This is a genomic window from Myroides sp. C4067 (assembly GCF_038039665.1).
Classification (GTDB): Bacteria; Bacteroidota; Bacteroidia; order Flavobacteriales; family Flavobacteriaceae; genus Flavobacterium; species Flavobacterium odoratimimum.
Genome location: NZ_JBBPHJ010000015.1, coordinates 75,053 through 101,314, shown reverse-complemented (window position 1 = coordinate 101,314; position 26,262 = coordinate 75,053). Strand labels below are relative to the sequence as shown.

The 26,262-nt window shown below is 33.7% G+C and carries 21 protein-coding genes; 14 read left to right on the top strand and 7 right to left on the bottom strand.

Annotation, left to right across the window (positions count from 1 at the left end; genetic code table 11):
• Positions 1 to 651 precede the first annotated feature (651 nt).
• Complete coding sequence (locus AABL87_RS11985) at positions 652 to 2,061, bottom strand: thioredoxin-like domain-containing protein (RefSeq protein WP_006264124.1); 1,410 nt, start codon at positions 2,059 to 2,061, stop codon at positions 652 to 654.
• Between the two features lie 172 nt (positions 2,062 to 2,233).
• Between AABL87_RS11985 and AABL87_RS11980 the strand changes: the two genes are divergently transcribed.
• Together AABL87_RS11980 and AABL87_RS11975 are read left to right on the top strand one after the other, a co-directional pair.
• Entirely contained in the window at positions 2,234 to 3,850 is a 1,617-nt protein-coding gene (locus AABL87_RS11980; RefSeq protein WP_341277408.1) for an ABC-F family ATP-binding cassette domain-containing protein, read from the top strand.
• A 201-nt stretch (positions 3,851 to 4,051) separates the two neighbouring features.
• On the top strand, positions 4,052 to 4,513 hold the full coding sequence (locus AABL87_RS11975; RefSeq protein WP_006264123.1) for an META domain-containing protein: 462 nt from the start codon (positions 4,052 to 4,054) through the stop codon (positions 4,511 to 4,513).
• A gap of 573 nt (positions 4,514 to 5,086) precedes the next feature.
• Here AABL87_RS11975 and AABL87_RS11970 read toward each other — a convergent pair.
• Positions 5,087 to 5,566: a GNAT family N-acetyltransferase gene (locus AABL87_RS11970; protein ID WP_006261642.1), complete on the bottom strand. Its 480-nt coding sequence runs from the start codon at positions 5,564 to 5,566 to the stop codon at positions 5,087 to 5,089.
• A 172-nt stretch (positions 5,567 to 5,738) separates the two neighbouring features.
• Here AABL87_RS11970 and AABL87_RS11965 point away from each other — a divergent pair, with 172 nt between their 5' ends.
• From AABL87_RS11965 to AABL87_RS11950, 4 genes are all read left to right on the top strand, one after another.
• Positions 5,739 to 6,416, top strand: coding sequence for a response regulator transcription factor (locus tag AABL87_RS11965; protein ID WP_006261641.1), 678 nt, complete (start codon positions 5,739 to 5,741; stop codon positions 6,414 to 6,416).
• Positions 6,417 to 6,419: 3 nt separating this feature from the next.
• On the top strand, positions 6,420 to 7,712 hold the full coding sequence (locus AABL87_RS11960) for a sensor histidine kinase (RefSeq protein WP_006258390.1): 1,293 nt from the start codon (positions 6,420 to 6,422) through the stop codon (positions 7,710 to 7,712).
• Between the two features lie 152 nt (positions 7,713 to 7,864).
• Complete coding sequence (locus AABL87_RS11955; RefSeq protein ID WP_006258389.1) at positions 7,865 to 8,314, top strand: PepSY-like domain-containing protein; 450 nt, start codon at positions 7,865 to 7,867, stop codon at positions 8,312 to 8,314.
• Between the two features lie 20 nt (positions 8,315 to 8,334).
• Positions 8,335 to 9,216 carry a PepSY-like domain-containing protein gene (locus AABL87_RS11950; protein WP_341277407.1) on the top strand — a complete coding sequence of 294 codons (882 nt, stop codon included), beginning with the start codon at positions 8,335 to 8,337 and terminating at the stop codon, positions 9,214 to 9,216.
• A gap of 44 nt (positions 9,217 to 9,260) precedes the next feature.
• On the opposite strand, the gene AABL87_RS11945 is transcribed toward AABL87_RS11950, so the two are convergent.
• Positions 9,261 to 10,718 carry a LuxR C-terminal-related transcriptional regulator gene (locus AABL87_RS11945; protein ID WP_341277406.1) on the bottom strand — a complete coding sequence of 486 codons (1,458 nt, stop codon included), beginning with the start codon at positions 10,716 to 10,718 and terminating at the stop codon, positions 9,261 to 9,263.
• Positions 10,719 to 11,626: 908 nt separating this feature from the next.
• Between AABL87_RS11945 and AABL87_RS11940 the strand changes: the two genes are divergently transcribed.
• A complete protein-coding gene (locus AABL87_RS11940) occupies positions 11,627 to 12,061 on the top strand; it encodes an adenylyltransferase/cytidyltransferase family protein (RefSeq protein WP_006258385.1) in 435 nt (144 codons plus the stop codon).
• Positions 12,062 to 12,302: 241 nt separating this feature from the next.
• Positions 12,303 to 12,791: an ecotin gene (locus AABL87_RS11935; RefSeq protein WP_006258384.1), complete on the top strand. Its 489-nt coding sequence runs from the start codon at positions 12,303 to 12,305 to the stop codon at positions 12,789 to 12,791.
• Between the two features lie 104 nt (positions 12,792 to 12,895).
• On the opposite strand, the gene AABL87_RS11930 is transcribed toward AABL87_RS11935, so the two are convergent.
• Together AABL87_RS11930 and AABL87_RS11925 are read right to left on the bottom strand one after the other, a co-directional pair.
• On the bottom strand, positions 12,896 to 13,828 hold the full coding sequence (locus AABL87_RS11930; RefSeq protein WP_341277405.1) for a siderophore ABC transporter substrate-binding protein: 933 nt from the start codon (positions 13,826 to 13,828) through the stop codon (positions 12,896 to 12,898).
• Between the two features lie 8 nt (positions 13,829 to 13,836).
• Complete coding sequence (locus AABL87_RS11925) at positions 13,837 to 14,982, bottom strand: PepSY-associated TM helix domain-containing protein (RefSeq protein ID WP_341277404.1); 1,146 nt, start codon at positions 14,980 to 14,982, stop codon at positions 13,837 to 13,839.
• Positions 14,983 to 15,148: 166 nt separating this feature from the next.
• On the opposite strand from AABL87_RS11925, the gene AABL87_RS11920 reads away from it, so the two are divergent.
• Positions 15,149 to 16,123, top strand: coding sequence for a helix-turn-helix domain-containing protein (locus tag AABL87_RS11920; protein ID WP_073145147.1), 975 nt, complete (start codon positions 15,149 to 15,151; stop codon positions 16,121 to 16,123).
• A gap of 140 nt (positions 16,124 to 16,263) precedes the next feature.
• Positions 16,264 to 17,196, top strand: coding sequence for a helix-turn-helix transcriptional regulator (locus AABL87_RS11915; protein ID WP_006261634.1), 933 nt, complete (start codon positions 16,264 to 16,266; stop codon positions 17,194 to 17,196).
• 122 nt (positions 17,197 to 17,318) lie between these two features.
• Here the strand turns inward: AABL87_RS11915 and AABL87_RS11910 are convergent, their stop codons facing one another.
• Positions 17,319 to 18,209, bottom strand: a complete 891-nt coding sequence (locus tag AABL87_RS11910) for a DMT family transporter (protein ID WP_006264114.1) — start codon at positions 18,207 to 18,209, stop codon at positions 17,319 to 17,321.
• A 95-nt stretch (positions 18,210 to 18,304) separates the two neighbouring features.
• Between AABL87_RS11910 and AABL87_RS11905 the strand changes: the two genes are divergently transcribed.
• Both AABL87_RS11905 and lpxD read left to right on the top strand, forming a co-directional pair.
• Positions 18,305 to 19,726 carry an aminotransferase-like domain-containing protein gene (locus AABL87_RS11905; protein WP_259637973.1) on the top strand — a complete coding sequence of 474 codons (1,422 nt, stop codon included), beginning with the start codon at positions 18,305 to 18,307 and terminating at the stop codon, positions 19,724 to 19,726.
• A 157-nt stretch (positions 19,727 to 19,883) separates the two neighbouring features.
• Positions 19,884 to 20,885, top strand: a complete 1,002-nt coding sequence (gene lpxD / locus AABL87_RS11900; protein WP_006258377.1) for a UDP-3-O-(3-hydroxymyristoyl)glucosamine N-acyltransferase — start codon at positions 19,884 to 19,886, stop codon at positions 20,883 to 20,885.
• Positions 20,886 to 21,109: 224 nt separating this feature from the next.
• Here lpxD and AABL87_RS11895 read toward each other — a convergent pair whose 3' ends face one another.
• Complete coding sequence (locus tag AABL87_RS11895; RefSeq protein WP_341277403.1) at positions 21,110 to 21,955, bottom strand: aminoglycoside 6-adenylyltransferase; 846 nt, start codon at positions 21,953 to 21,955, stop codon at positions 21,110 to 21,112.
• Between the two features lie 610 nt (positions 21,956 to 22,565).
• Here AABL87_RS11895 and AABL87_RS11890 point away from each other — a divergent pair.
• Together AABL87_RS11890 and AABL87_RS11885 are read left to right on the top strand one after the other, a co-directional pair.
• Entirely contained in the window at positions 22,566 to 24,725 is a 2,160-nt protein-coding gene (locus tag AABL87_RS11890) for a TonB-dependent receptor (RefSeq protein ID WP_341277402.1), read from the top strand.
• A 58-nt stretch (positions 24,726 to 24,783) separates the two neighbouring features.
• Positions 24,784 to 26,043: a hypothetical protein gene (locus AABL87_RS11885; protein WP_341277401.1), complete on the top strand. Its 1,260-nt coding sequence runs from the start codon at positions 24,784 to 24,786 to the stop codon at positions 26,041 to 26,043.
• The last annotated feature ends 219 nt before the right edge of the window (positions 26,044 to 26,262 follow it).

Below are 26,262 nucleotides of genomic sequence, written 5' to 3'. Positions count from 1 at the left end.
TACTGCTTAGAAGGCAGTTGCTCTATCCAGCTGAGCTATTGGACCATTTAATCTTTATAAAAGAGATTAAAAATTGTCAATTTTAGAAGGCGCATACCTTGGTTTTTTTGACGTGGCAAATATATTGCTTTTTATTTAAAAGTTCCAAGGTAAAATAGTACTTTTTTTTGTAAAAAAATCAATGGTTTGATATCAAGTGATTTATAATTGAAAAGAAATGCCTTTTTCTTTGATTTTTCTTGATTTTACAAGGAGTTTGAGGGATTTTTTTGTTTTAAGATTCATCGGTTTTCTCTAATTATCCTTTAGAGTTAGGTGTTTTCTTGGTTAGAATAGAATGAAGCATGCGCCATGTAAAGCAGTTGTTGTATCAGGTATTGAAGAAATTTTTTGTCAAAAAATAAAAATAGAATATAAAACCAAGACTATTGCTGTACAGTTATAGCAGTATGGGATGAGTTTTAATAGCGTTGAGTCCGTAGTGAGTCCGTTATGAGTCCGTAGTAAGTCCGTAGTGAGTCCGTTAAAACAGGCATTTAAACGGAGTCAGTATTGAGTCATGATATAGGCAGTACAGTTTTATTCAAAGGAAGATAGAAGTATGATAAAAGTGAGAGCCCAACCATTCGGTTGGGCTCTCACTTTATCTTATTATTGCTTTAAAATTGTTTCAAAGTTCTTGTCGAAGATATTGACAAATGGATCTATGATAGAACCATCTTTGTCTAGTAGCATGCAACGTTGGATTTTTGTGATGATCCACTGATCTTTCATTTGGTTAAAGTCATCAGATCTAAGTTCTATAATACCATTAGAAGGGTAGCGCTTTAATATACTTAACCACTCTCCATGTTCACCATCGATACAGATCGATATGATTTCTATATTTGGCATTTCAGCTTTTAATTCTGCAGCTATCTGGTGAGCTGCGTCAGCATGCGCTATTCCATTTTTTGTCCAGAAGAACATTAGAGTTCTCTTATTGATAATAGAATTAATAGATACCTTTTGATTTTTAGTATTCACTATAGGAACTTCAGGTAACTTCTTCTCATATTTAAGATTTTGAATTGCTTGTTGGATCTGGATGATCTCATTGTGTTGATTCTTATCTGTAGATAGTTCAAAGTATCGCTCTAAGAACTTATCATTATTATTTAAGTTCTGATCCTCTAATAAGTAGATAAATGCAATATTGTCTAAGATAGCATTTTTAACTTTATCATTTCTGATTAAGGTGTCTACTATATTAAGCTTATCGATATACTTATCAAACTTGTTGTCTGGTATAATGTTTTGTTCAGGCTCATTCACAATAGAGTTTAGCATTATAGCTAGGTATTTAGTGAATGAAGAGTATTTTAATAAACGTTCATCATTGAAGTTTATTTTTTTTCTAAAACTATAATAGTCCGCAGGGAGTTTATCTCTTACATCTTCATCTGTTCTAACATAGTGTGCAGTAGGATAGAGTTCTTTTAATGCGAAAAAATGTAAGTCAAGCTTTGCTTTTGCATACAGGTCAAAGTTGTCAGACCAGTTGATAATAGCTTTATTTCTTAGATAGTAAGTAGTTCTAGCTGCATGTACAGAGTCTATTCTTCGATTAAATTTCTCTGGAGATACATCGAATGCACTATATCCTTCACTCTCATCCATGATATTTCTGACCGTTAGATTCATTAAGAAATTATTCTTTTCGGCACCTCGTCCAGAGAATATAATAGAATGGTCAAAATCTCTTGAGTTAAGGCGTAGTGTCAGACTGTCATTTTTATCGAAGTAGATGTATTGAAACTCAGGATTGTGCTTATAGATATACATTCCTGGTGTTAATGAGTCGAATTTTTTATAAAACTTATTGTTTTCGTCTAGGAACAAAGTGTCTAGGACTTCATTGTCTTTGCAGAATAAAAGGTAATTAGAAGTAGGATTTATAATCTCACCCTGTATATAAGCACTATAATCTTTAGGATCAAATTTCTTTTGACAAGATGCAAGAAGGCTTATAAGTGGGATAAAAAGATATAATAAATTTGTATTAGGTAGTTTTTTCTGCATTAGCTAAATGACTATTTGTTCGAGAGATAATATAAGCAAATTTAAGTTTTACGGGTGTTTTATCTTGTTAATGATTGGTTAAAGTAGGTAGGTAGGGCGATAAGTTTTATTTATAGATGTTTCTAAATATAAAATTAGTAATTTTGTAGGCAATTTAAATTAAAAGATAATAATGTTAACAGTTTCGAATCTGTCAGTTCAGTTTGGTAAACGAATTTTATTTGACGAAGTTAATGTAACTTTTACTCAAGGTAACTGCTACGGTATTATCGGTGCTAACGGTGCTGGTAAATCTACATTCTTAAAAATATTATCGGGAGATTTCGACCCTACATCAGGTCATGTTTCTCTAGAACCAGGAAAACGTATGTCAGTTCTTAATCAGAACCACAATATGTTTGACGAATATACAGTTCTTGAAACTGTAATGATGGGTAATAAAGATTTGTATAATGTTAAGAAAGAGATGGATGAGCTTTACTTAAACTATACAGACGAAAATGCTGATCGTATCGGAGAGTTACAGATCCGTTTTGATGAAATGGATGGTTGGAATGCCGAGTCAGCTGCCGCTACGATGTTATCTAACTTAGGTATATCTGAAGATTTTCATTATACGCCTATGGCAGAGATGGATGCTAAGTTAAAGGTACGTGTATTATTAGCACAGGCTTTATTTGGTAACCCAGACGTATTGATTATGGATGAGCCTACCAACGACTTGGATTTTGAGACAATCGCTTGGTTAGAGAATTTCTTAGCTCATTATGAGAACACAGTATTAGTAGTATCTCACGACCGTCACTTCTTAGATGCTGTGTGTACGCACGTATCTGATATTGACTTCGGTAAGATTAACCATTACTCAGGTAACTATACATTCTGGTACGAATCAAGTCAATTAGCAGCTAAGCAAAGAGCTCAACAAAATAAGAAAGCTGAAGAGAAAAAAGCTGAATTAGAGGAGTTTATCCGTCGTTTTAGTGCGAACGTTGCGAAGTCAAAACAAGCAACTTCTCGTAAGAAGATGATCGACAAATTAAAATTAGATGATATTAAGCCATCTTCTAGAAGATACCCTGCTATTATATTTGATACAGATAGAGAGGCAGGAGATCAGATTTTAAATATCGAAGGATTATCTGCTTCTATAGATGGAGAGGTATTATTTAAAGATATCAATCTAAATATGGCTAAAGGAGATAAACTAGTAGTAATCTCTAAAGACTCACGTGCTACTACAGCGTTCTACGAAATCTTAAACGGTAAGAAAGAGGCTGATGCAGGTAAGTTTGAGTGGGGAATCACTACAACACAATCTTATTTGCCAGTAGAGAACCACGAGTTTTTTGACAATGACTTGACATTAGTAGACTGGTTACGTCAATGGGCGAAGACAGAAGAAGAAAGAGATGAAGTATATGTACGTGGATTCTTAGGTAAGATGATTTTCTCTGGAGAAGAGGCACTTAAGACAGGTCGTGTATTATCAGGAGGAGAGAAGGTGCGCTGTATGTTATCTCGTATGATGATGATGAGAGCTAACGTATTAATGTTAGACGAACCTACGAACCACTTAGATCTAGAGTCTATTACTGCATTCAATAATACATTGAAAAACTTTAAGGGAACGATCTTATTAACGACGCATGACCACGAGTTTGCACAGACTGTAGGTACACGTATTCTAGAGTTAACTCCTAATGGGGCTATCGATAGATATATGACGTTCGACGATTACTTAGATGATCCAAAAGTAAAAGAATTAAGAGCAAAAATGTATTCTTAATATATTTAAAATATAGAATAGGGCTATTTGTATTACAGATAGCCCTTTTTTTGTATAATAATTTATGTTTTGAGAAGAGTTATTCCTTATAATAAGATATTATATGTAAATTTTAAGAATTAATTATTATAGACTGCCATATGAAATGGTAAATTTGCTAATAACCTTGAAAAAGGGAAAACATAATAAAATAAAAGTAAGATGAAAAAGACATTAGTATTACTAAGTGCTGTTTTAGCATTAACGGCTGTAAGCTGTAAGACAGCAGGAGAAATTACTACTGTAACAGTAGAGAAAAAAGTAGATATGAGTAAAAAATTAGAAGGAGAATGGGTATTGAGCTCTATTACAACTCCAGCAACTTCTGGTAAAGATATGAGTACTCTTTTCTCAATGAAGAAACCAAGTTTAACTTTTGAAGTTAAGGATAAAAAAGTTTATGGAAATGATGGATGTAATAATATCCATGGAAGTTTTGAAGCTAAAGAAGGGAACGTTATCAAGCTAGGAGATAAGATGGCTTCTACGATGATGTTCTGTGAGGGAGTAGCAGATAGAGAGTTTATGAATGCACTAAATTCTGTAACTCATTATGACATTGTAGAGGATCAGTTAATTATGCGTTCTGGCGATATAGTAGTATTGACATTTACCAAAAAGTAAAAACTGAGTTTGAATATTGAATTTATAGGACTGATCTAAGGTATATATCTTTAGGTCAGTTTTTTTATGGCTATAGGGGAATGAAGATTTTTTTAATTTGTTTTTTATAATTGAAAGACAAAAAAAGGCAATATTTATCTAGTTAATATTTAAACTTTTATAAAAAGGCATAGAATTAGCGTGGTTACTGGTTTTGATTTACGCATTTAGCGACTTTTAAATTGAATAATTGTACTTAATGTTAGAATAAATTAGCATTATAATATGTTAATTTATGTGATTCTGTGGTGAAAAGTGAATTGTTGATGAAGTGGTTAATAATTATTTGTTATCATAGTGAATACTCTTACAAAAATATATAATTTTGTCGCCGTATGAAGGAATTGTGGGGACTTAGTACTTCATGCGATTTTATTCCCTTTCCTAATAAACGCGTTTGCTTTTGGCTAAGTATTGTATGAATAAAAGTCTATAAACGAAATGTTCTTTTGCGTTAATACATTACGGAAAGGGATCTTTTTTAATTATATATTTAAGTGTATTTTAATGTGTCTACTATCAATGATTTAAACATTATATTTTAAATAAGTTGAGTACCTCTTCATGAGGTTTTATTGTTTCTATAAAAGTAAATCCTAATCTTGTTAGCAGTTTAATAGAACTCTTGTTATCAGGAAGGGTTGTTGCATATAAAGTACTGTATTTAGCATCTTCTCTTATTATCTTGATGATAAAGCTTGTAGCTTCGTAGGCATATCCTAGCCCAATGTAAGTGGGTATGAAGGCAAAACCTATATCGTGAAACTCTAGGTAGTCTCGCTTAATCAGGGAGATTAATCCTATTGGTTTCCCATCCTCTTTTCTATTGACCACCCAGTATTGATACTGTGGATTATCTAATATACTCTGTATATACATCTGTGCATCCATTGCCGTATAGACATTTCTATTTCCTATATATTTAAGCCATCCAGGAGTATTGACTAATTCTATGATAAAGGAATTGTCAGCATGAGAGAGTGGAGATATCTGTAGTCTATCGGTACTATACATAAGCTAAATCAGTTAAGTGTAAGGCATAACTAAAATAAGATTATTTCTTTAATATAGACAGAGATAATTTGCGTTTAAAAGCTTTATTATTCGTATTTCATTATTTAATCTGATAGAAAGGAAAAACATTTATTAGATAACTTGTATATTCGTAAGTACTAATTGGAGGGATATGAAAATTTTAGTTATTGAAGACGAACAGGAGTTAAGAGATATCATCCGAGAATCCTTAGAAAAAGAGCTTTACTTGGTCGAGGTGGCTAGTAATTATAGGTTAGGGATAGAGAAGTTAGCAGGGTATGACTATGATTGTATCTTGTTAGATATTATGCTTCCCGATGGTAATGGAATAGACTTGTTACGTGAGATCAAATCGATGGGTAAAGCCGACTCGGTTATTATTATATCGGCTAAAGATTCTATAGATGATAAAGTATTAGGCTTAGAGTTAGGAGCAGATGATTATCTCACTAAACCTTTTCATCTATCGGAGCTATTAGCTCGAATAAAATCTGTGTTGAGAAGAAAGAATCAACAGGGGTTCCAGAGTGTAAAGTGGAATAATATAGAGGTTTTTATAGATGAGAGAACGGTAGTCGTGCAGGGAAGTACGATGTTGCTTAATAATAAAGAGTTTGAACTATTGTATTATTTTGTAGTGAATGCGAATCGGTTAGTGACTAAATCTTCTATTGCAGAGCATATATGGGGAGATAATATGGATGAGGCAGATAGTTACGATTTTGTGTACTCTCAGGTGAAGAACTTGCGCAAAAAACTAAAGAATCATCACGCGGAAGTAAATATTCAGTCTGTGTATGGAATGGGGTATAAATTAGTGAATGAATAGGGGATGAAGCTACATAATTATACACTTAGGTATTTATCCATTGGCATAGTGATAGTGCTTACTGTATGGGTGCTTATCTTCTATGCATTCATGACAGAAGAGGTCTATGATAATATAGATGATGGACTGAAAAACACTAAAAGTGAGATAGTCAAAAAAGCATATAATAATCCTAGTATCACTAGTATACAGTCATTCGGAGCAAGTGGATTCAGAATTACTCCATTAGCGCCAGGAGAATACTCTAGAAAGAATGTATTCACCACAGAAATGATCTATATGGATGTGGATGATAATGAGGAACCTGTGCGTATGCTCACCACTACTTTTGAAGATAAGAATGGAGATAATTTTTTGTTAGAGATACGTACCTCTACTATAGAAGCAGATGATTTATTAGGAGATTTTGGTATTGCCGTTGGAGCCTTGTACTTGATGTTGATTATCAGTATATTCTTGATTAACTATTTTATTTTAAGGAAAGTAGTGTGGGGTTCATTTTATAAATTACTAGGTAACCTGAAGAACTATACTATAGGTAAAGAGGTGGTGACGGAAGAGACGAAGACTCCTATCCGAGAATTTACAGATCTACAACTAGAGATTAATAAGATGATAAGACGTATAGAAAGTACTTTTGAGCAGCAAAAAGCCTTTGTGTCTAATGCAGCTCATGAATCTCAGACTCCTCTAGCTATTATGAGTAATAAGTTAGAATTAATGGCTGAAAAAGAAGAGTTGAATGAAGAACAGATGTTACAAATACAATCTATTCATCAGACGCTGAGAAGACTCATTAAGCTGAACAAATCCTTGTTGATGTTGGCTAAAATAGAGAATAATCAATTCGTTAATTATCAGGATGTTAATTTTAATGATATCATTAGAGAGATGATAGAAGACTTTGAAGAGTTCTTTGAGTATAAGGCGGTTAGTATAACGGTTAAAGAGGATGAGCAACCTTTTATAGTCAATATGGATAAAGGGCTTTCTATTACGCTAGTGCAGAATTTACTAAAGAACGCATTAACACATAATGTACAGGGAGGAGAGGTAGAGGTAGAGATCACAAATCATTACTTTAGAATTGGTAATACGAGTTTAATTCCTACTCCATTAGACGAGAACTTAATATACAATAGGTTCTTTAGAAGTACAACGAACGAACAATCTACAGGACTCGGGCTTGCTCTAGTACAGACTATTATAAAAGTAACAGATAATCTGTCTATCAAATATCATTTTGATAACAAGCATTATTTTACAGTATATCACACTGATTATGATTTGAAGTAATAAAGTGTTGTGAATTATAAAGGGGACAATCTATTAGGTTGTCCCTTTGTTTTTTTGCACTCAATCTATTTCTTTTTAAAAATGTAATTATTCCCAATTCTTTCCAGAATGTGTTCCTAAGTTTGTCATGTAAAACTAAAAAGAGAATTACTATGAAGAGTTTAAAAACATTGTTTGCAGGACTATTTATGTCAGTAGCTTTATTAGCTTCACAATCGACATTAGCGAAAGATGTAATCATCACTAAGAGTGAATTACCTCAGAAAGCAAGTAGTTTTATAGATACTTACTTTAAAGATAAAGAAGTGAGTAAGGTAGAGAAGGATACAGACTTCTTATCTGTGTCATATAAAGTGACATTTACAGATAATGTAGAGGTAGAGTTTGACAAATCTGGTGAATGGGATGAAGTAGATGGTAACACAACTACATTACCTACAGGCTTTATGCTTGCTCCAATCGTGACTTACGTTTCTGATCATTATAAAGGAGAGACGATTACTAAAATAGAGAAAGAAACTCGAAAATATGAAGTGAAATTAAGTAATGGAGTAGAATTAGAGTTTTCAAAAGATGGGAAGTTTAAAAGAATAGATCAATAAATAATTAAAAGAAAAAGAAAATGAAGAAAAGAAAAATTGCTTTAGCCTTAATGTTAGCTGTAGCGCTAGGATTCACAGCATGTAGTAGTGATGATAATGGAAATGACCACAAAGTAGAAAAAATCACAGAAGAGCAATTACCTGCTAATTCTAAGAGCTTTTTAAAGACAGTGTTTCCAAACTCATCTCTTAGACATGCTACTAAAGTAACTACTCCTAATTATTATGGTTCTCTATACACTACACGATTAGACAATAGAGTAGAAATAGATTTTGATAAAGCAGGAAATTGGACAGAGGTAGAAATGGAAGATGACTCTGCTATACCAGTTGAGTTTTTAAAGAGTGAAGTGCCTCATATCTATGACTATATAGTTAAGAATTATAAAGGATTCTCTATTACTGAGATAGATAGAGACATGAAAAGAGGTTATGAAGTAAAGCTTAGTTCAGGTTTAGAGTTGATTTTTAATACTAAACAAGAGTTTGTAGGTGTTGACTTAGATTTAGATAGAGATGAGGAGTTAATCGTAGGTACAGATTTACCACAGAAAGCACAAGATTTCTTAAAAACTCATTTTACAGGAGTAGAGCTTGTCTTAGTGAAGAAAGAACTAGATAGAGCAGGAGATGAGTATAAAGTATATTTAGCGAATGGTGTAAAGGTAGAATTTACTGCTACAGGGGAGTGGAAAGAGATAGAAACGAAGAGAAATGTAGCGATCCCATCTGCGATTATACCTAGTGCTATGAATACTTATATAGTGAATAATTATAATAAATTTCATATTGAAAGTATAGAGAAAGAGCACAATACTTATCAAGTAGAATTAGTAAACGGAGCACAAGAAATAGAGTTAGTATTCGATTTAGAAGGAAATTTCTTACGAATAGACAACTAATTGATACAGTAATACAGAAAGAGCTACCTTGAAGTAGCTCTTTTTTATTTTCCAGAAAGTAAGGTCTCTTTTAAAAGTAATGCTTGACTCCTAGTTTTTACATCTAGCTTTGTATAGGCATTGCTTACATGATGCTTGGTTGTACTAAGAGATATAGAGAGTTTTTCTGCGATTTCTTGGTTGGACAGACCATCCCATATCCCCATAATAACGTCTATTTCTCGATCAGTACATAGATACTTTTCTTTTAAGACATCTTGAATCGATTGTTCTTTGAAAGGACTTTTTTCTGTGTAATGATTTGGTATTTTTTCTTTATGTTCTAAATCTTTGTGTGCTTTTTGTGATTGATTAGCCTTAAGGGATTCTAATTCATTTTTAAGAGATTCATGATCTGCTTTAAGCTTCTTTGCTTTGATCCATAAGGAATAACTTGCTAAAGTAAATGCGATACTATAGATTATACGAATCTTATCCTTATCTACAAATGAGAGATAGTAATTACCTGGAAATATAGAAAGATAATACGTCATCGAGGTCAATGCGATTACACTAAATGAATAAGTAATAAAACGAACAGACATATCCTCTTTATAATACTTTAAGACAAGTGCTAAAGTGATTATAGTTGATACTAGCGTACTACATACTATGATGATGAAGTACAGTGAATTATTAGTTTGATAAAGTACTATGCCTAATACAATATACAATAGCACTTGGAAGGAGTAAAAATATTTCAGTTTTGATGGTAATCTCTGTATATCTAAAAAGTAGTATATAAATAATGAGAAAATCAGACAGCTAATAGGTATAGATATTGCTAATATCAGTAACTCATTACACTGTTTGTTATATAAAAAATAGAGTAACCCATCTTCTACTAAATAAATAATAAAGACAGATACGATATATATACAATAAATAAGGATAACTTTCTCTTTAAATAGTGAATATAAGCCAAAGGTTAGCGCTATAGAAAGTAAAAATAAACTATAAAAAACCTCTATTTTGATCATTGTATTAAGCATAATACTTCTATACTCTGCACGCTCAACAAGTATAAAATTCCCATAATGAACATAAGAAGATTTTGACTTAAAATATATTGTGTTATGACCAGTGATAAAATGGTTCTCTTGATATTGCGGACTTATTTTTCCACCTTCTAAGTCAGTATTTATGGTTGTTTTTTCCCATAGGCCATTCTGTTTCGCATAAATATTATAATTATTTACGTGAATGGTAGGAAATTGTAATATAAGTGGTTTGTTTAATAAATCTTGAGGGATAGTTATTTTTAACCAAGTGTTTCCTTCTTTATCCTTAGAATACTGTGTAGTTGAGTCATGATCTAGTGCCTCGAATTTTAAGTGGTTTACTATAAAATTAAATTGCTCATTGTTAGTTTGGCTTAAACAATAAGTCGTAGGTGTGAATAGTAGTAAAATTAGTAATATCTGTAATATATTCTTTCTTTTACAACTGTGTAAGGCATTCATGTTTTGTTAGTCAGTGATTTAAGGGGCAAAAATAGTTATTTTTCAAGAATAAAAGTTCACGTCTTGAAGTTTTATGGCAAAGTGAGTTTTTTTTTGAGTAAATCTATCAGATTTGTCTTTTTTTCTAAAAAAAAAGATATAGTACTTTAGTACTACAACTATGTTATATTGTTTATTATTAATGTGTTAAATGGTGTTTTTTAGAGATAATTTGGTACTTTAGTATGAAGTGATTATTAGAACCTTTTCCTATATTTGTAATTCAAAACAACAAATTTTTAATTCGGAAAGCTTTACATTTAGCTAGCTCAGTGTAGAGTATTTTGCAAAGATTTTTTCTGAGCAATTGTATTTTCCCCACCTGCAGCACAATCAATTCTTTTCCCTAAGAATTTGTGCTGCAGTCTTTTTTTACCCTCTTTAATGAAAAGGTATATTGGTTAGTGATTGTAGAGAAAATGTTCTAAATACAGGAGTGATTTTTTTGTGATTACTTAGCCAGATACTCTACCTATATTAGCCCTTCCCTAAAAAATATAGCTGTTTTACGGAATTCCTTATTTAAAAAGAGGTAGGACTATTTATCTTTGTGATTGAAGAATCAAAATCAATTGTGGCATTCTGTAGAAAAAAGGTACACTATATGAATAATGTGCTACGTTAAATATTTTGTTATTCTATCATTTTTATAATGTTAGAACTATTTTCTATAAAAAAAACAATATTTAAATTGTTTTAGAATTGTAATATTTGATATTTTTTAATCTTGATTTAACATAAATAGAATATAATTAGTAAATTTGTATCCTAATTTAGGAAAATAAAAAAGGGTACAAGATATAATCTAGTTTATAAATGGTTAATAAATTGTTTTATTACTGTTTAAAAACTAGGCAAAAAAGATAAGTATGAAAATTGGAATAACTTTTAGTGCATTTGACTTATTGCACGCAGGGCATGTGAAGATGTTAGAAGATGCAAAACGTCAATGTGATTTTTTAATTGTAGGATTACAAACTGATCCTACTTTAGATAGACCAGAGAAAAATAAACCAACTCAGTCTGTAGTTGAAAGATATATTCAACTAAAGGGATGTAAGTTTGTTGACGAGATCGTTCCTTATGCTACAGAGCAGGATTTAGAAGATATCTTAAGATCATTTAAGATAGATGTTCGTATTTTAGGTGATGAGTATCAAGATAAGAATTTTACAGGACGTAAATACTGTGAAGAAAAAGGAATAGAGCTTTACTTTAACAGTAGAGATCACCGTTTCTCTAGTAGCTTATTGAGAAAAGAAGTTGCAGAAAAAGAAAACAGTAAACTAGTGAAGATAGGATAACACTATCCAACTATAAGTTATAAAAAGCACAATTGTTAATTCAGTTGTGCTTTCTTTTTTTAATAATGTGGTAAATTTTTTTAAACGTTGTTTTATTTGAATCAGTTTCTAGATTTAACTATAAAAAATACATTATTTAACACGTTGGCTTGTGTTTTTTTTGTAATTTGCTATTAACTAATAACGACAATAACTTTTGTTTTGATATGAAATAAGAGTTGTCAATTAAAAAGAAAAAGAAATGAAAAAAGTTTTAAGTTTAATCGTTGTATTTTTTGGTTTAATGACTGTAACTATGGCACAGACAATCACAAGAACAGATGTATCTATTTTCCCTGCTCCAGAGAAAGGATATAAGCAAGTAGTAATTGAAGTACCTCACTCTTCTAAAGATGATAGTAAGAAGATCGAGTTTACAGTAGGTAAAATGATGGAGGTAGATGGATGTAATCATTTTAACTTGATGGGGACATTAGAAGAGAAAGATCTTCAAGGTTGGGGATATAGCTATTTTGTATTCACAACAAAAGGAGATGTGGCTTCTACGATGATGGGATGCCCTGATGCAGCTAAGAGAAACTTATTTGTAAGTGGACAACCTCATTTAACACGTTACAATGGTAAATTACCTATCGTAGTATACGTTCCAGAAGAATATGAAGTAAGATTTAAAATTTACACTACTGATGGTGATGAGTACCAAGCAAGTGAAGTAAGAAGAAAAAAATAAAACTAATATAAGAGAGGGAACACCTCTCTTCTAGAAGAATACAAAAGAATAAAGCCTCTTAAGTAATTTTAAGAGGCTTTCTTTGTAGAATTATTATGGTGGTGTTAATGATAACCTTTGGCAATATCTTCTAAGAAGATTTTAAATGAAGTAGCTCCAGAACCAGATAAGAACCAAGCATCTGGATCTAGATAGATAACTTTATTTTGTTTATAAGCAGTTACTTTTTCTAGTAGTGCATTAGTTATTTGAGTAGGTTTATCTGTGTTTTGTACGATGGCGTTTCTATCTATAATAAATAAGATATCAGGATTGTGTTCTAAGATAAACTCACTATTAATCATTTGTCCATGATTATTGGCAATCTCCGTAGTGATATTGGTTGCACTTCTTACACCGAAGTCTTTAAATATAAATCCATAACGCGTATTCTCGTCGAATAAGCGGAAGTTCCCTTCCGAGTGAATGATTACCATTGCTTTAGCTTCACTTTTAGCAATAAGGGCTTTTAAATCACTTAAACGAGTGTCTAAATCCTTTGATAACGCTTCTGCTTTTGATTCTACTTGATATATTTTGCCAAGTAGAAGAATATTGTCCTGTATATACTTTAGATAGTTATCTCCTTTATTAGGGATGCCTAACATTAAGGTAGGCGCTATTTTTACCATTTCATCATAATCTGCAGGGAAGGCATTATCCATGAATACAAGGTCTGGACTTAGATTAGCTACAGCGTCAAAATTAGGTTTAAATACAGCACCTAAATCTACGATACTCTTATCCTTTTCAAGATGTGATAAATACTTAGGAGTGAACTCTTTTGCCATTCCTTGAAACGGAATTTGCAATTCGTTCATATTCTCCATAATACCTCTTTCTAAGACTGCTACAGTTTTGGGTTGTATAGGTACTTGTACCGTTGTTCCATTGTTTTCTACTTCTATAAAATTAGAAGTTTCTGTTTCTTTTTGACTTTCTTTACAGCCTGTGATGGTTAGGGCTAGTAAAGCAAAAGTTATCAATTGCTTTCTCATAACGATTACTATTTTTTAGATTTTGATTTTTTGTTTCGGCGTCCCCACCATACTAAGAATCCAGTGATAGGAAGACTAGTTGCAATAATACCAGCTATAAACGTAGAGAACTTACCTAGCTGTCCCCACCATTGCCCCATGTGTATTTGCCAGACTAGATTGTCTACCTTATCGTAGATCTTTTGTTCTTTGCTATCATTGACCATTTCTCCACTGAATTTGTCAAAGTAAATAGCTTCTTTTCCTTCTTCACTTTTTAGACCAGCATTTGTTCCTAAAAAGAAAGGGTATATGCTTACATTGTCATAATTATAAGTCCAGATTCTGATGATTGCTTTATCTGGGTGTAAGTCAAATGCTTTTTGGATTAAAACATTCGTATCATAGAACGCAAAATCTTTAGTCGCTTCATGGTCTCTAGGATAATCTTGTAAGGTATAGAACCACATTTTACCTTCCCCTCCGAATAGACTTACAGTTCCTTTCATTAAAGGGCTAAAGAAGATAAGTAAACCCGTCATTCCAAGTAGAAAGCAAATAATAGCACTATAGAAACCAAATACATTGTGTAGATCGTAATTTAGACGTTTAAACTTAGCTTTCCATTTAATCTTAAAACTACTATCTCTAGTCGCTTTTGTCCATTTTTTAGGCCACCAAAGGACTAATCCGGTCAAAGTACTTAACACAAATATGATAGTAGAGATAGCGACTATCCAACCTCCTGTTTTACCCATTAACAGATTAGAGTGAAGTTGAGCCATAACATAGAAGAAACCGATAGAGCGATCCTGTTTTAGTACCTCCCCAGTATATGGGTTAATGTAGATAAAACTTAGCTTTCGATCCTTTAGATCAACCGAATTAATAACCCAGCTTTTAGAAGGATCTTTATCTACTACAATATAGGAAAAGCTATGACCAGGGAATTTCTCTTTGTGTAAGGCTGTAATCTCATCTATTTTTAGTGGAGTTCCTTTAGGTTCTACATAGCGAGCTTCCTTTCCTGCAGACCACTGCATGATTTCATCTCCATATACAATGATAGTCCCTGTAAGAGAGACAAATACTAATATAATACCAGCCACAATGCTAGGCCATAAATGTAACCAAGCAATGATTTTGGAGAAAGTTGATTTACCTTTTTTCTTCATGAGATAAGTAGACTTATAGTGATAGTGGGGAGTTACCTATAAAGTAAAACGGCTATAACTATGTTGTTTAAAAGTTATTTAGATTTAATTCAAATTGTTGTGATGCGAAAATAGTAGTAAATTTGCCTTATCATCTACGCAAAAAGTATTAATAAATCTACGAGTTATGAGTCTTTTATATCAGCAATATCAAGAGGTATTGAAGAATATTCCAAACCGCATTGAGTGGGGGAATGGTGAACAATACAAAGAGAGATATGGGCAGTTTACCTTTAAAGGAATTCCTATTAAGCAGAAGTTTATTGATCATCCCTATTTTATTATCTCATATGGAGAGTGGAGTGTACCTACTCCTGTAGATGTCGCTGTTATTAACGAAAAGAGTACTTTTAAACTCATGTTAGAGTTAGAGGGGTATTCCTGTTATTCTACAGCAAGAGAGACGATAGAGGTTCCGCAGGATTGCTTTAATTTGCTTTATGTACCTCGTGTAAATGGGCATTTGAAGTATAAAACAAATAGAAAGGTAGTGGAGGTTCTTTTTGATGAAGACTATTTCGCACAACTAGTTGAGACTAAAATACCTGCTTTGGCTTCTTTTTTAAATTTAGTTAAACAAGGAAAGACGACTACACTATTTGCAAAAGCGAAAACAATCCCTGTAGAGATACATCAGTTATTATTGAATATTTTACAGAGTGATGTTCATCCAGATTTGAAACAAGTTTATTTAGAAACTAAAGTCACAGAACTCTTATTGTTAAGTGTCCAAGAGTCTTTAGAGAGGAAGGTAGCTCCAATAGAAGAAATAAAATCTATGAATGATGCTGATAAATTATTGCATATTAAAACTTGGATAGACAATCATTTCTTGCAAGACATTACCTTCTCTATGTTGAGCCAGAGATTCTATATCAATGAATATAAACTGAAGAAGTATTTTAAAAAATACTATGATTCTTCTTTGATTAGATATGTAAGAGATTTGCGTTTTGAGTATGCGTATCAGTTATTATCGTCACAGAAATTCTCAGTCAACAAAGTTGCTGAATTACTTCACTATGAGTATCCTCAACATTTTGCTATTGCATTTAAAAAGAAGTATGGCGTTCCTCCTAGTACTTTAATTCACAGAAAATAGGAGTGAAGAAATAGGGTGTTGTCCTAATTAAATATTAATTAACGAATATTATTTAGAGTTGATTTAAATTAGGGAAGTCTTTTTAAGTACCTTTGTCACTTTCAATCAGTAGAATAGTAATAATTCTTTAGTATGGTATCATGGTTAAAGAGACATTGATAAATGTAGGAGAGCGGTATGCTAGTCATGGCATAAAAGGGAATATACAGTTGTTAGATATGGAAGAGTTACATATTGATCACGTTTCTTTACAGCATAAAACTAGACAACAGAAAGAAGTGCTAAGAGATCAGAAGCACATTGAGCTTTTCTTTTTGTTTCAAGGAGAACACTTTTACCAATCCAATAAAAAACAATGCGTCAATACTTCTACAGGACGTTTTAGTTTTTTTCATCTACCTTATATTGATGGCTCCCTTGCTTTTAACCCTGTTGAAGAAAACTACAGTGCTATAGGCATAGAACTAACATTGCCTTATTTAGAGCGTATGTTTAATGGAGATCTAGAGTTGTTAGGAGACTTTGGTAAATCTTTGTACAGTGAGAGAGAAAGTGCTTTTTCTTCTAACTTAATGATTGTTCCAGAGATGAAGAAGTTACTGTATGACTTAGTCAATAATTCTTATGATGGTATGATGAAGAAGATTTATATGGAGACCAAGATTGTAGAGCTCCTTCTTTTAGTGATTAAGTATAGTGGAGATTATAAATATGAGATGGTAAGTGGTTCACTGACGAGGAGTGATGTTGATAAGCTATATTATGTCAGAGAGTTAGTGAGTAATAATCTTCAGAATCCATATTCTTTAAGAGAGCTTTCTAGATTAGCAGGAATTAATGAGTTTAAACTAAAAAGAGGGTTTAAAGAACTGTTCTCTACGACCATTTTTAATCATCTCTATGATGAGCGTATGGAGTTGGGACAGAAGCTATTGATAGAACAAGACTTGTCTATTGCAGATATCGCTCAACAAGTTGGGTATAAGAATCCAACCCATTTTACAGCTGCTTTTAAGCGAAAGTTTAATGAGTTGCCTAAAGATGTAAAGAGTGGTAATTTTGTTCAGTTTTAAGAATTAAGAGCCAATCCCTTTTTAGCTAAAAATAAACAGTGCAGAAGGAGGAAATATCAAAAGTAAGGTGATTGCTTTTAGTATTGTTCTACACTGTTTGAAGTAGCTAGTAATTGGGGTTACTAACCGAATTTTTTACTTCCAGCTACGCATAGAATAACGCCTACAGTTACTGCAATCATAGCCGTGCTTACCTGTTCGTTTAAAAGACTTGCCGCAAGTGCTAGACCAAAGAAAGGCTGTAATAACTGTAGTTGTCCTACAGAAGCAATACCTCCTTGTGCTAATCCTTTATACCAGAATACGAACCCCACAAACATACTAAATATTCCTAGATATGACACGCCTATCCATGCTTCTGTGCTTATTAGAGAAGGTACTTCAGGAGCTGTGATTAACATAATCGGTATAGATACAGGAAGAGATAATACGACTGCCCAAGAGATTACTTGCCATCCGCCAAGAGATTTAGATAGTTTAGCTCCTTCAGCATAACTTAGTCCACATAATAAGATAGCGATAAGCATTAATATATCGCCTATAGGAGAACTTGTAACCCCTTGTAGAAAGGCAAACCCCACTACTAATAGACATCCAAGTATCGAGAATAACCAGAAGATAGACTTTGGTTTTTCTCCACCTCTCCATACCGCAAATACAGCAGTACACATCGGTAATGTCCCTAAGAACACTAGTGAATGTGCTGAGGTGATATATTGTAACGCTAATGCGGATAATAAAGGAAATCCAATAACTCCGCCTATAGCGACTATAAATAAAGGCAATAATTGTTTTTTAGTAGGTCTTTTTTCTTTAAAGACAAGTAGACATAACAGCGCTAATATACCAGCAATACCTGCTCTAGCTGCTGTTACAAATATTGGGTCTAATTCTAGTACAGCTACTTTAGTAGCAGGCATAGAACCACTGAATAGTAGTACTCCTATGAATCCATTGATCCAACCACTTGTTGAAGTTTGTTGTGCTGAATCAATTACACTAGTTTGTTTCATTTTCTTGATGTTTTATTTTTTAACAAAAATATACTGTATTAGTATGTAGTACAGTATCAATTTTGTAATTTTGAAAGGACACAGTTGAGATTGTTATGGAACAGAATTATTTGTATTTGAATATAGCAGATGCTATTGCTAGTCAGATTAGAGCAGGCGTACTAAGAGAAGGAGACAGACTTCCTTCTGTAAGAATGTTGTGCACAGAACATCAAATTAGTATGAATACAGCCAAACGAGTGTATTTAGAACTAGAGACACAGGCATTAATAGAATCTAAGCCTCAGTCAGGATATTTTGTAAGTAACCTATCTTATACGGATATTCCTTTGCCTCAGCCGAGTAACCCTATCTTTTTAGCAAATAATAAGGAACCTAAGGAGATTATTCGCAAGGTATATTCTAATATGGGAAATAGAAAGCTGACCTTATTCTCGTATAGTACACTATATGATGAGTTTTTGCCTTTGGCCAAAATGAAGAAAGAGATTATAGCAGCCTCTAGGTCGTTAGTAGATGGAGGGATAGAATATGATTCTGTACAGGGCAATCTAAATTTGAGGAGAATGATTGCACAGCGTTCTATCACTTGGGGAGGTAGTCTTAAAGAAGAAGATATTATTACGACTAATGGAAGCATGAGCGCTATTTCGTTGTGTTTATTAGCATTAGGCAAACCTGGAGACACCATTGCAATAGAAAGTCCTTGCTACCCAGGTATCTTTCAGCTAGCTATTGATTTAGGATTTAAGGTGATTGAGTTACCCACAGATCCAGTTTCTGGTATTGATGTGCAGTCTCTTAGAGATGCAGTAGAGCATATCGATATGTGTCTATTGATTTCTAATTATAATACCCCATTAGGTAGTTGTATGCCTGATGAGAATAAGAAGGAAATAGTAGAACTCTTAGAGAAACACGATATCCCATTGATAGAGGATGATGTCTATGGAGATATGTATTTTGGTAATCAGCGTCCTAAATGTTGTAAAGCGTTTGATAAGACAGGTAATGTGATCTGGTGTAGTTCTGTATCTAAGACCTTGACTCCTGGCTATCGCGTAGGGTGGGTGTCACCTGGTAAGTATAAGAATAAGATCATGCACCAAAAGTTAGTACATCTAATCTCTACACCTCCTTTAATGCAAGAAGCTGTAGCAAGTTTTATGCGCTCAGGTAATTATGATAAGCACCTGCGAAAACTTAGAAAAGACATCTATAGCAATTATCAGAAATACTTGAATACCATTATTACTAGTTTTCCATTGGGTACTAAGGTTAATCGTCCTCAAGGTGGGTTATCACTATGGATTGAGTTTGATCCTTCTATTGAGGCGATGGATTTATATGACTTAGCTATTGCGGAGGGCATTAGTATAGCACCAGGTAGAATGTTTACGGTACAAGAACAATTCGAGAACTGTATCCGACTGTGCATAGGCCTGCCTTGGTCAGAGAATGTTGAAGCTAAACTTAAAAGAGTAGGAGAGTTGAGTAAACAATTATTGAGGAAATAAGAAGACTTTCTAGTTTTACAATTTAAGTAATTTTATTTTTTTGAATATAAATATATGTAATTGTTTGTTAAAATAAATAAATATCGTTTTGTGATGAAATATTTTTTGATTTTATTCGTTTTAATTAAATAAAACTCAAAAACTTTATTTCACAATTATGAAATTATACTCTTTAACTGAATTGAACGATGTTTTAAATGGCGTTGTTGTAGGAAGTACATTAAGACAGATTAGTACAGCTGAGCAGTTGGAAAAAGCCAAAGAATGTCAAGTCTCATTTATAGGTAATAAAAAGTACGAACGCTTATGGGGGGAATCAAAAGCCCCTATTGCTATTGTAAATAAAGATATTTCTATTCTACCAGGTATAGATAGGGCGTTTATTAAAGTAGATAATGTTGATTTAGCATTAGCGAAGTTACTTACACTATTTGCGCCTAAGATGCCTGTTTTTAAAGAAGATATTCACCCTAATGCTACGATAGATAGCACAGCAATAATAGGTGAAGGAGCTAAAATAGCAGCTGGTTGTGTAATCGGTGAAAATGTAATAATCGGAAAAAATGTAAAGATGTATCCTAATGTCACTGTATTAGATGACAGTACGATTGGTGATAATACGATATTGTGGTCTGGTGTCATTGTGCGTGAGCGCAGTCATATCGGACATAACTGTATTTTACATCCTAACGCAGTGATTGGAGCTGATGGATTTGGTTTCTGTCCGTCTCCTGAGTTAGGGTTAGTGAAGATACCTCAGATCGGTAATGTAGTTATCGGTAATTATGTTGAGATAGGAGCGAATTCATGTGTAGATAGAGGAAAGTTTAGCGCTACCATTATTGGAGATGGTTGTAAGATTGACAATCTTGTTCAGATAGGACATAATTGTGAGTTAGGAAAATTCTGTATCATGGCTGGTAATAGTGGTTTAGCAGGTTCAGTTACACTAAAAGACTTTGTGGTGATAGGAGGTAGTGCTTCTATTAAAGATCACGTTACTATCGGGCAGGGTGCTGTAGTAGGAGCTGGATCAGGAGTGACTGGAGATGTAGAAGCAGGTAAGACAGTATTAGGTTACCCTGCTCAAGAAGCAAAAACAACGTTGAGACAATGGGCTGCACTAAAGCAATTGGTAACCAATAGAACAAAGAACTAATCTTTTAACCCAAAATACGCAATAGACATATAAACGAAAAGTAATTATACGAAATAGGTCTGAATTAGTGACAAAAGTATACACTAGTATGGTTTTAGAGCTAATGAAAAAGCTATGAAGTAGAATGGTTTTGCAGTATTTAGGTTTAATAATAATCTATAAGCGACTAACTGATAAGGGTTAGTCGCTTTTTTTATATACCTCTATTTGTGATGATTCATTTATTAATCTTGATAGATTCTATTGATATACTGTAAGGCATTCGTAGCTTCTTCTACATTTACTTTTAGGACAAGTCGTTTACCTAGTTCTATTTGTAGTTCTTGAAAGAAAGTAGTCATGGTGTGAAAGGCTTCCCATGTATTTTGAATATTAGCATTGCTATAGGTTCTTAATACCTTGTTATAGTCTTCATCGCTTAAGTAGTTCTTAATGAATTTACCTGATTTGCCTATAGAAACGCTAAAATGGTGTTCACTCCCTATTTTCCAAGCTAGTAATTGTAAGAACATAGGACGGACGACAGACTCCATCATATCTTTTGCATATACTCTTTCTTCTCTAGCCAGTCCCTTAGCGACATTAGTAGAACACCACCAAAACTCATTACACACTTCTGTAAACTCCCGTTGAGTAGGGCGTTGTACATGATAGTCAATATCAGAAGACTCGGGTATGTCTTTAAATATTCCATCTTTGTCTAGCCATACGATAGAGAGACTGTCTTTTTTATACTGCTTTAATTGATCTACTGGGAATAGGGTAAGGTCTAATCTACTACCATCTTCATAAATCATTAAGTAAGCATACGAAATAGAAGGAATACCCTCTTCGTTACCTAAGTGCATATCATCTGGTAATTGTTGTATGGCAGGCTGTCCAAAAGTTTTGTAGACAATACCTTCTTTCTTGATACTTTCTATATCAGTCACCATATAGATGATATCATAATCTTGGTACTGATCAGGAGTAACCATCGGGTTAGCCCTTGAACCATTGAGAATAACAGCTCTAATGCGGTCATCTTGTTTGGCTAATTGAAGGATCTCTGTTTGTAATGGTGAAGCCATATAGGTGTTTTTAAGACGAATAAGCAAGATAATTAAATTAAAATGATTCACAGTGGTGTTTTTAGGAGTAGAATAAAGTTTTTTAATAGTCTAGCATTGCCACTCAAATAAAATGCTATTACTCAACAATTAGAAAATCCATAGATAAGGACGTATATCTCACTTGATCTGCATAGCCATTAAGGAGAAAGTTCTACATTAGGAAGAGGTACTACGAGGTAGTAAATGCCTGTGTGCAGCTCTAATTGAAGATAGTTACTGCTCGTTTTTATTCTTCAAAAACAGCAGTGGTCGCATAGTTATCGCATAGTGATGGCATACTGCTCGCATATTTTTGCCCGTTTTTTATGCGATCACTATGGAATCAAACTACGATTAGTATATCATCATAGCTATACACAGGGTATCAGGGGGATAAGTCAACGAATTCTAATGCTGAGTTCTGAAGTACAAGAAGTGTTGTCTTCCTTTTTAATGAATCTAAATAATACTCCTTCTTGCGTCTTTTATATTCCTTTTAGCGTCAGTACTCAGGCAAAGGGATGCCTACTTTTGCCCTATCAATAAGAGAGATAGTCTTCCACAGAGCTATTCTATAAGAGAGATCAAGATGAAAATACCATACCTTACTTTATCCTTAATCGCTGTTTTATCATTTAATTCTATATCTGTTTTTGCACAGCAAGATACTTTACAAAATACGGGGTTAAATGAAGTGATTATTCAGAGAGAGACCAAAGCCGAAAAAGAAAGTCGTCAACCTATACGTGCTACTGTACTTGATGTAAAAGCGATGAAACAACAGCCGTCTAGTGTGATTGAGCTGATGAACAGAACAGTAGGTGTACGAGTGAGACAAACAGGGGGATTAGGTAATGCTACTAATTTGATGCTAAACGGTTTTGAAGGAAAGGCGATAAAGTATTTTAAGGATGGGGTTCCGATGGATTATTTAGGGAATGCCTTTAGTTATTCTATTGTACCGCCTACGATGATTGATCGCATTGAGATCTATAAAGGGGTGGTACCTGTAGCCTTAGGGGCAGATGCATTAGGAGGAGCAGTTAATATCGTAACGAAAGAGCCTGAAAGTAATCAATCTGTAGATGTATCTTATCAGATAGGTTCTTATAACACTCATAGAGGTACCGTAAACGCTTATTTTCAAGATAAAAAGACAGGCTTATTCGGAGGAGTAAATGCTTTTATTAATTACTCTGATAACAATTATAAGGTCAATGTGCCTTACACTGATTCAGAAACGGCACAGGTAAGTAGAGAAAAACACAAACTGTTTCACAACCGTTTCTCTAATGGATTTGTAGAAGGGTTTGTGGGAGTGAAGAACAAGACTTGGGCAGATGAATTGCGTTTGACTGTAAGTAGCTTTTACATTAATAAACAGCACAATTACGGGATGACGATGAACTATCCATTCGGAGGAGTGACGAGTAATATGAATTCTGTAGTGCCAACACTTCGCTATCGCAAGGCTTTTTTAGATAAAGACTTGAAGTTAGATCAATTCCTTGTCTATAATACACTGCATTCTAGTTATACAGATACGATTAAAGGGTTTTACGACTGGAGAGGGAAGTTCACTCCAGTACCTAGTAAAAATGGAGAAGCGACTACTAGTGGAAGCATCAAAAAGTTACGTTATTATAACTTCGTATCTCGTACTAATCTATCTTACCGATTAGACAATGGATTTATAGAGTTAAACTCTGTTTACAATACCTCTACTCGTCGTGGTTCTGACCCTAACGGAGAGACATTTCCTTTCTCTAAGATAGATATGTTACAGCGTTCTGTAGTATTCCAAAAGTGGATTACAGGGCTAAACTGGAGGTTATACGCCTTAGATGATCGTCTGACGAATGACTTATCGGCGAAGTATTACTATTTGCGTACAGAAGGGTATGAGAGTGCGCATGGAGACACTTCGATGGAGCAGAAAAGATCTAAAACAAAAGGGAACTGGGGTGTATCAGAGTCGTTAAAATATCAGATTAACGATCGTATGTATGCTAGATTCTCAGGAGAAGTAGCCGTACGTCTACCAGAGCAAGAAGAGTTCTTCGGAGATGGAACATTCACGCGTACTAATTTTGCTTTAAAACCAGAAAAGAGTTGGAACTATAATCTAGGATTTAACTATAATAATCAAACGAACTTCATGACAGAGGTCAATGTGTTCTACAGAAGAACACATGATATGATCATGCTGTTAAACACGGGTATTTTTGGTAGTTACGAGAACATAGAAAAGATAAAAGGAGTTGGAGTAGAGGTAGATGCAGCATATTCTCCATTAAAGTGGTTGAGACTGTCTGGTAACGTGACATATCAAGACTTTAGATTATATGATAAAGAAGACAAGACGTATGAGGGTTCTCGTCTGAGAAATACACCTTATTTCTTTGCTAATCTTGGTCTGCGTACTTCACATGACAATGTATTCAAGGCAGGAGACAAGTTCTCGTTCTATTACAACTACAGTTTTGTAAAGGCTTATTACCTAGACTTTATTCCTAAAGAATTTGAACCTAGTGGTTTCTTAGGATTATGGGGAAAAGCACAAGTTAATGCAGAGGCTTACGTGATCCCTGATCAGAATTTACATTCTACAGGAGTGGTGTGGAGTTATTCACCTAAACTGTCTTTCGGTTTAGAAGCTAAGAACTTGTTTAACAGTGAAATATTTGACAATTACAAAATACAAAATGAAGGATTTAGTCTTCATTTTAAAGTGAATATGTCTCTTTAGGAGAGGAACAATTTAGAAATACAGAAACTTATCATTAAAACACAATAAATTTATTAAAATGAAAAAAAGCATTTTTAGTACTAAAACGATAGGAGCATTAGCAATGGCAGGGTTATTTGCTTTTGCATCATGTTCATCAGATGATAACTCAAGTTCAGAGCCAACTAAACCAGTTGAGCAAACGAAGACATCTTATGCGCTATTAACAGCTACATTAGGAGTACAGCCATTCGTAGGATACTTATCTAACTATGATAAAATGCCTGAAGGAGATTTAGACAATATCCATAAAGGTTCATTACAGATAAAAGGGAATGGAATGAAAGCGTATGGAGAATGGGTATTCCAACGTCTTCAATTAGGACGCGTTTCTTCTCCTGATGACGGTATCTTGAGATATTCTATTAACGCAGATGGTTCTTTATCAGAGACAGGTAGAATCACAGGAATGTCTTCTAACTTTTATGTACATGATAAAACGACTGGATATTATGCTGATATAGGAAGAGGATTGTTAAAGATACAAGTATTCAATCCTTCTACGATGCAGCGTACAGGAGAAATAGACCTTTCTGTAGTAGAAGATAAAAAAGCAGAATACCAAGCTGTGGGATCTCGCTTTATCGCGTCTAAAGATGGAAAATTATATGTAGATATCATCACAGGAACTAAAGATGGACAAGGTAGTCAGATGAAAGACCCTGCTCCAGGATATATCAAACTAGCAGTGATCGACATCGCTACTGGTAAATATGAAAAAACGATTCAAGATAACCGTATCAGCTATGTAGGATATGGTGGTAACGCTAACCAAATGTGGACTATGGGAGATGACGGAGCGATATATATGTGTTCTCATGGGTTCGGAGTAAATGGAGCGACTAATGGTTCTGCTATTGTTAGAATTAAAAAAGGAGCAACAGAAATAGATAAAGATTGGATCATTAAGATTGATGATTATGTAAAGAATACTACAGTTGGTTCAGTAGGGGTAAAAGATGGTAAGCTATATACAGCATGGAGTGATAAAGCATTCTCATACACAGATATTTTGCCAAACCCTAATTTTACATACTATGCTTTTGATAAAGAGAATATTGCTGCAGGACCAAAAGCAGTAACTGGTATACCTCAATCTACTTATGCATTCCAAGATGCTCAAGCGATTACTACAATAGATGGTAAAGTGTACTTCAGAGTAGTGAATAACAAAGATTACAACGGATACTATGTATTAGGATCTGATAATGTAGCTAAACCTGCGTTTAACATCGGTAAAGGTGGTCAAGTATGGGGCTTAGTGAAATTAGAAAAATAATAAGTTTAATTATTTAGAACTCTCCATAGAGTTTGAATGCAATAGTAGAGGAGTTTTCTTCTCTACTATTATTTTTTATGGTTTTTTAGGAAACAGGAACAGGAAACGGGAAACGGGGAACAGGAAACAGGAACAGGAAACTGGGAACTGGGAACTGGGAATAGGGAACGGGGAAGAGGGAACGGGAAACAGGGAACGGGGAAATGGGAAACAGGAAAC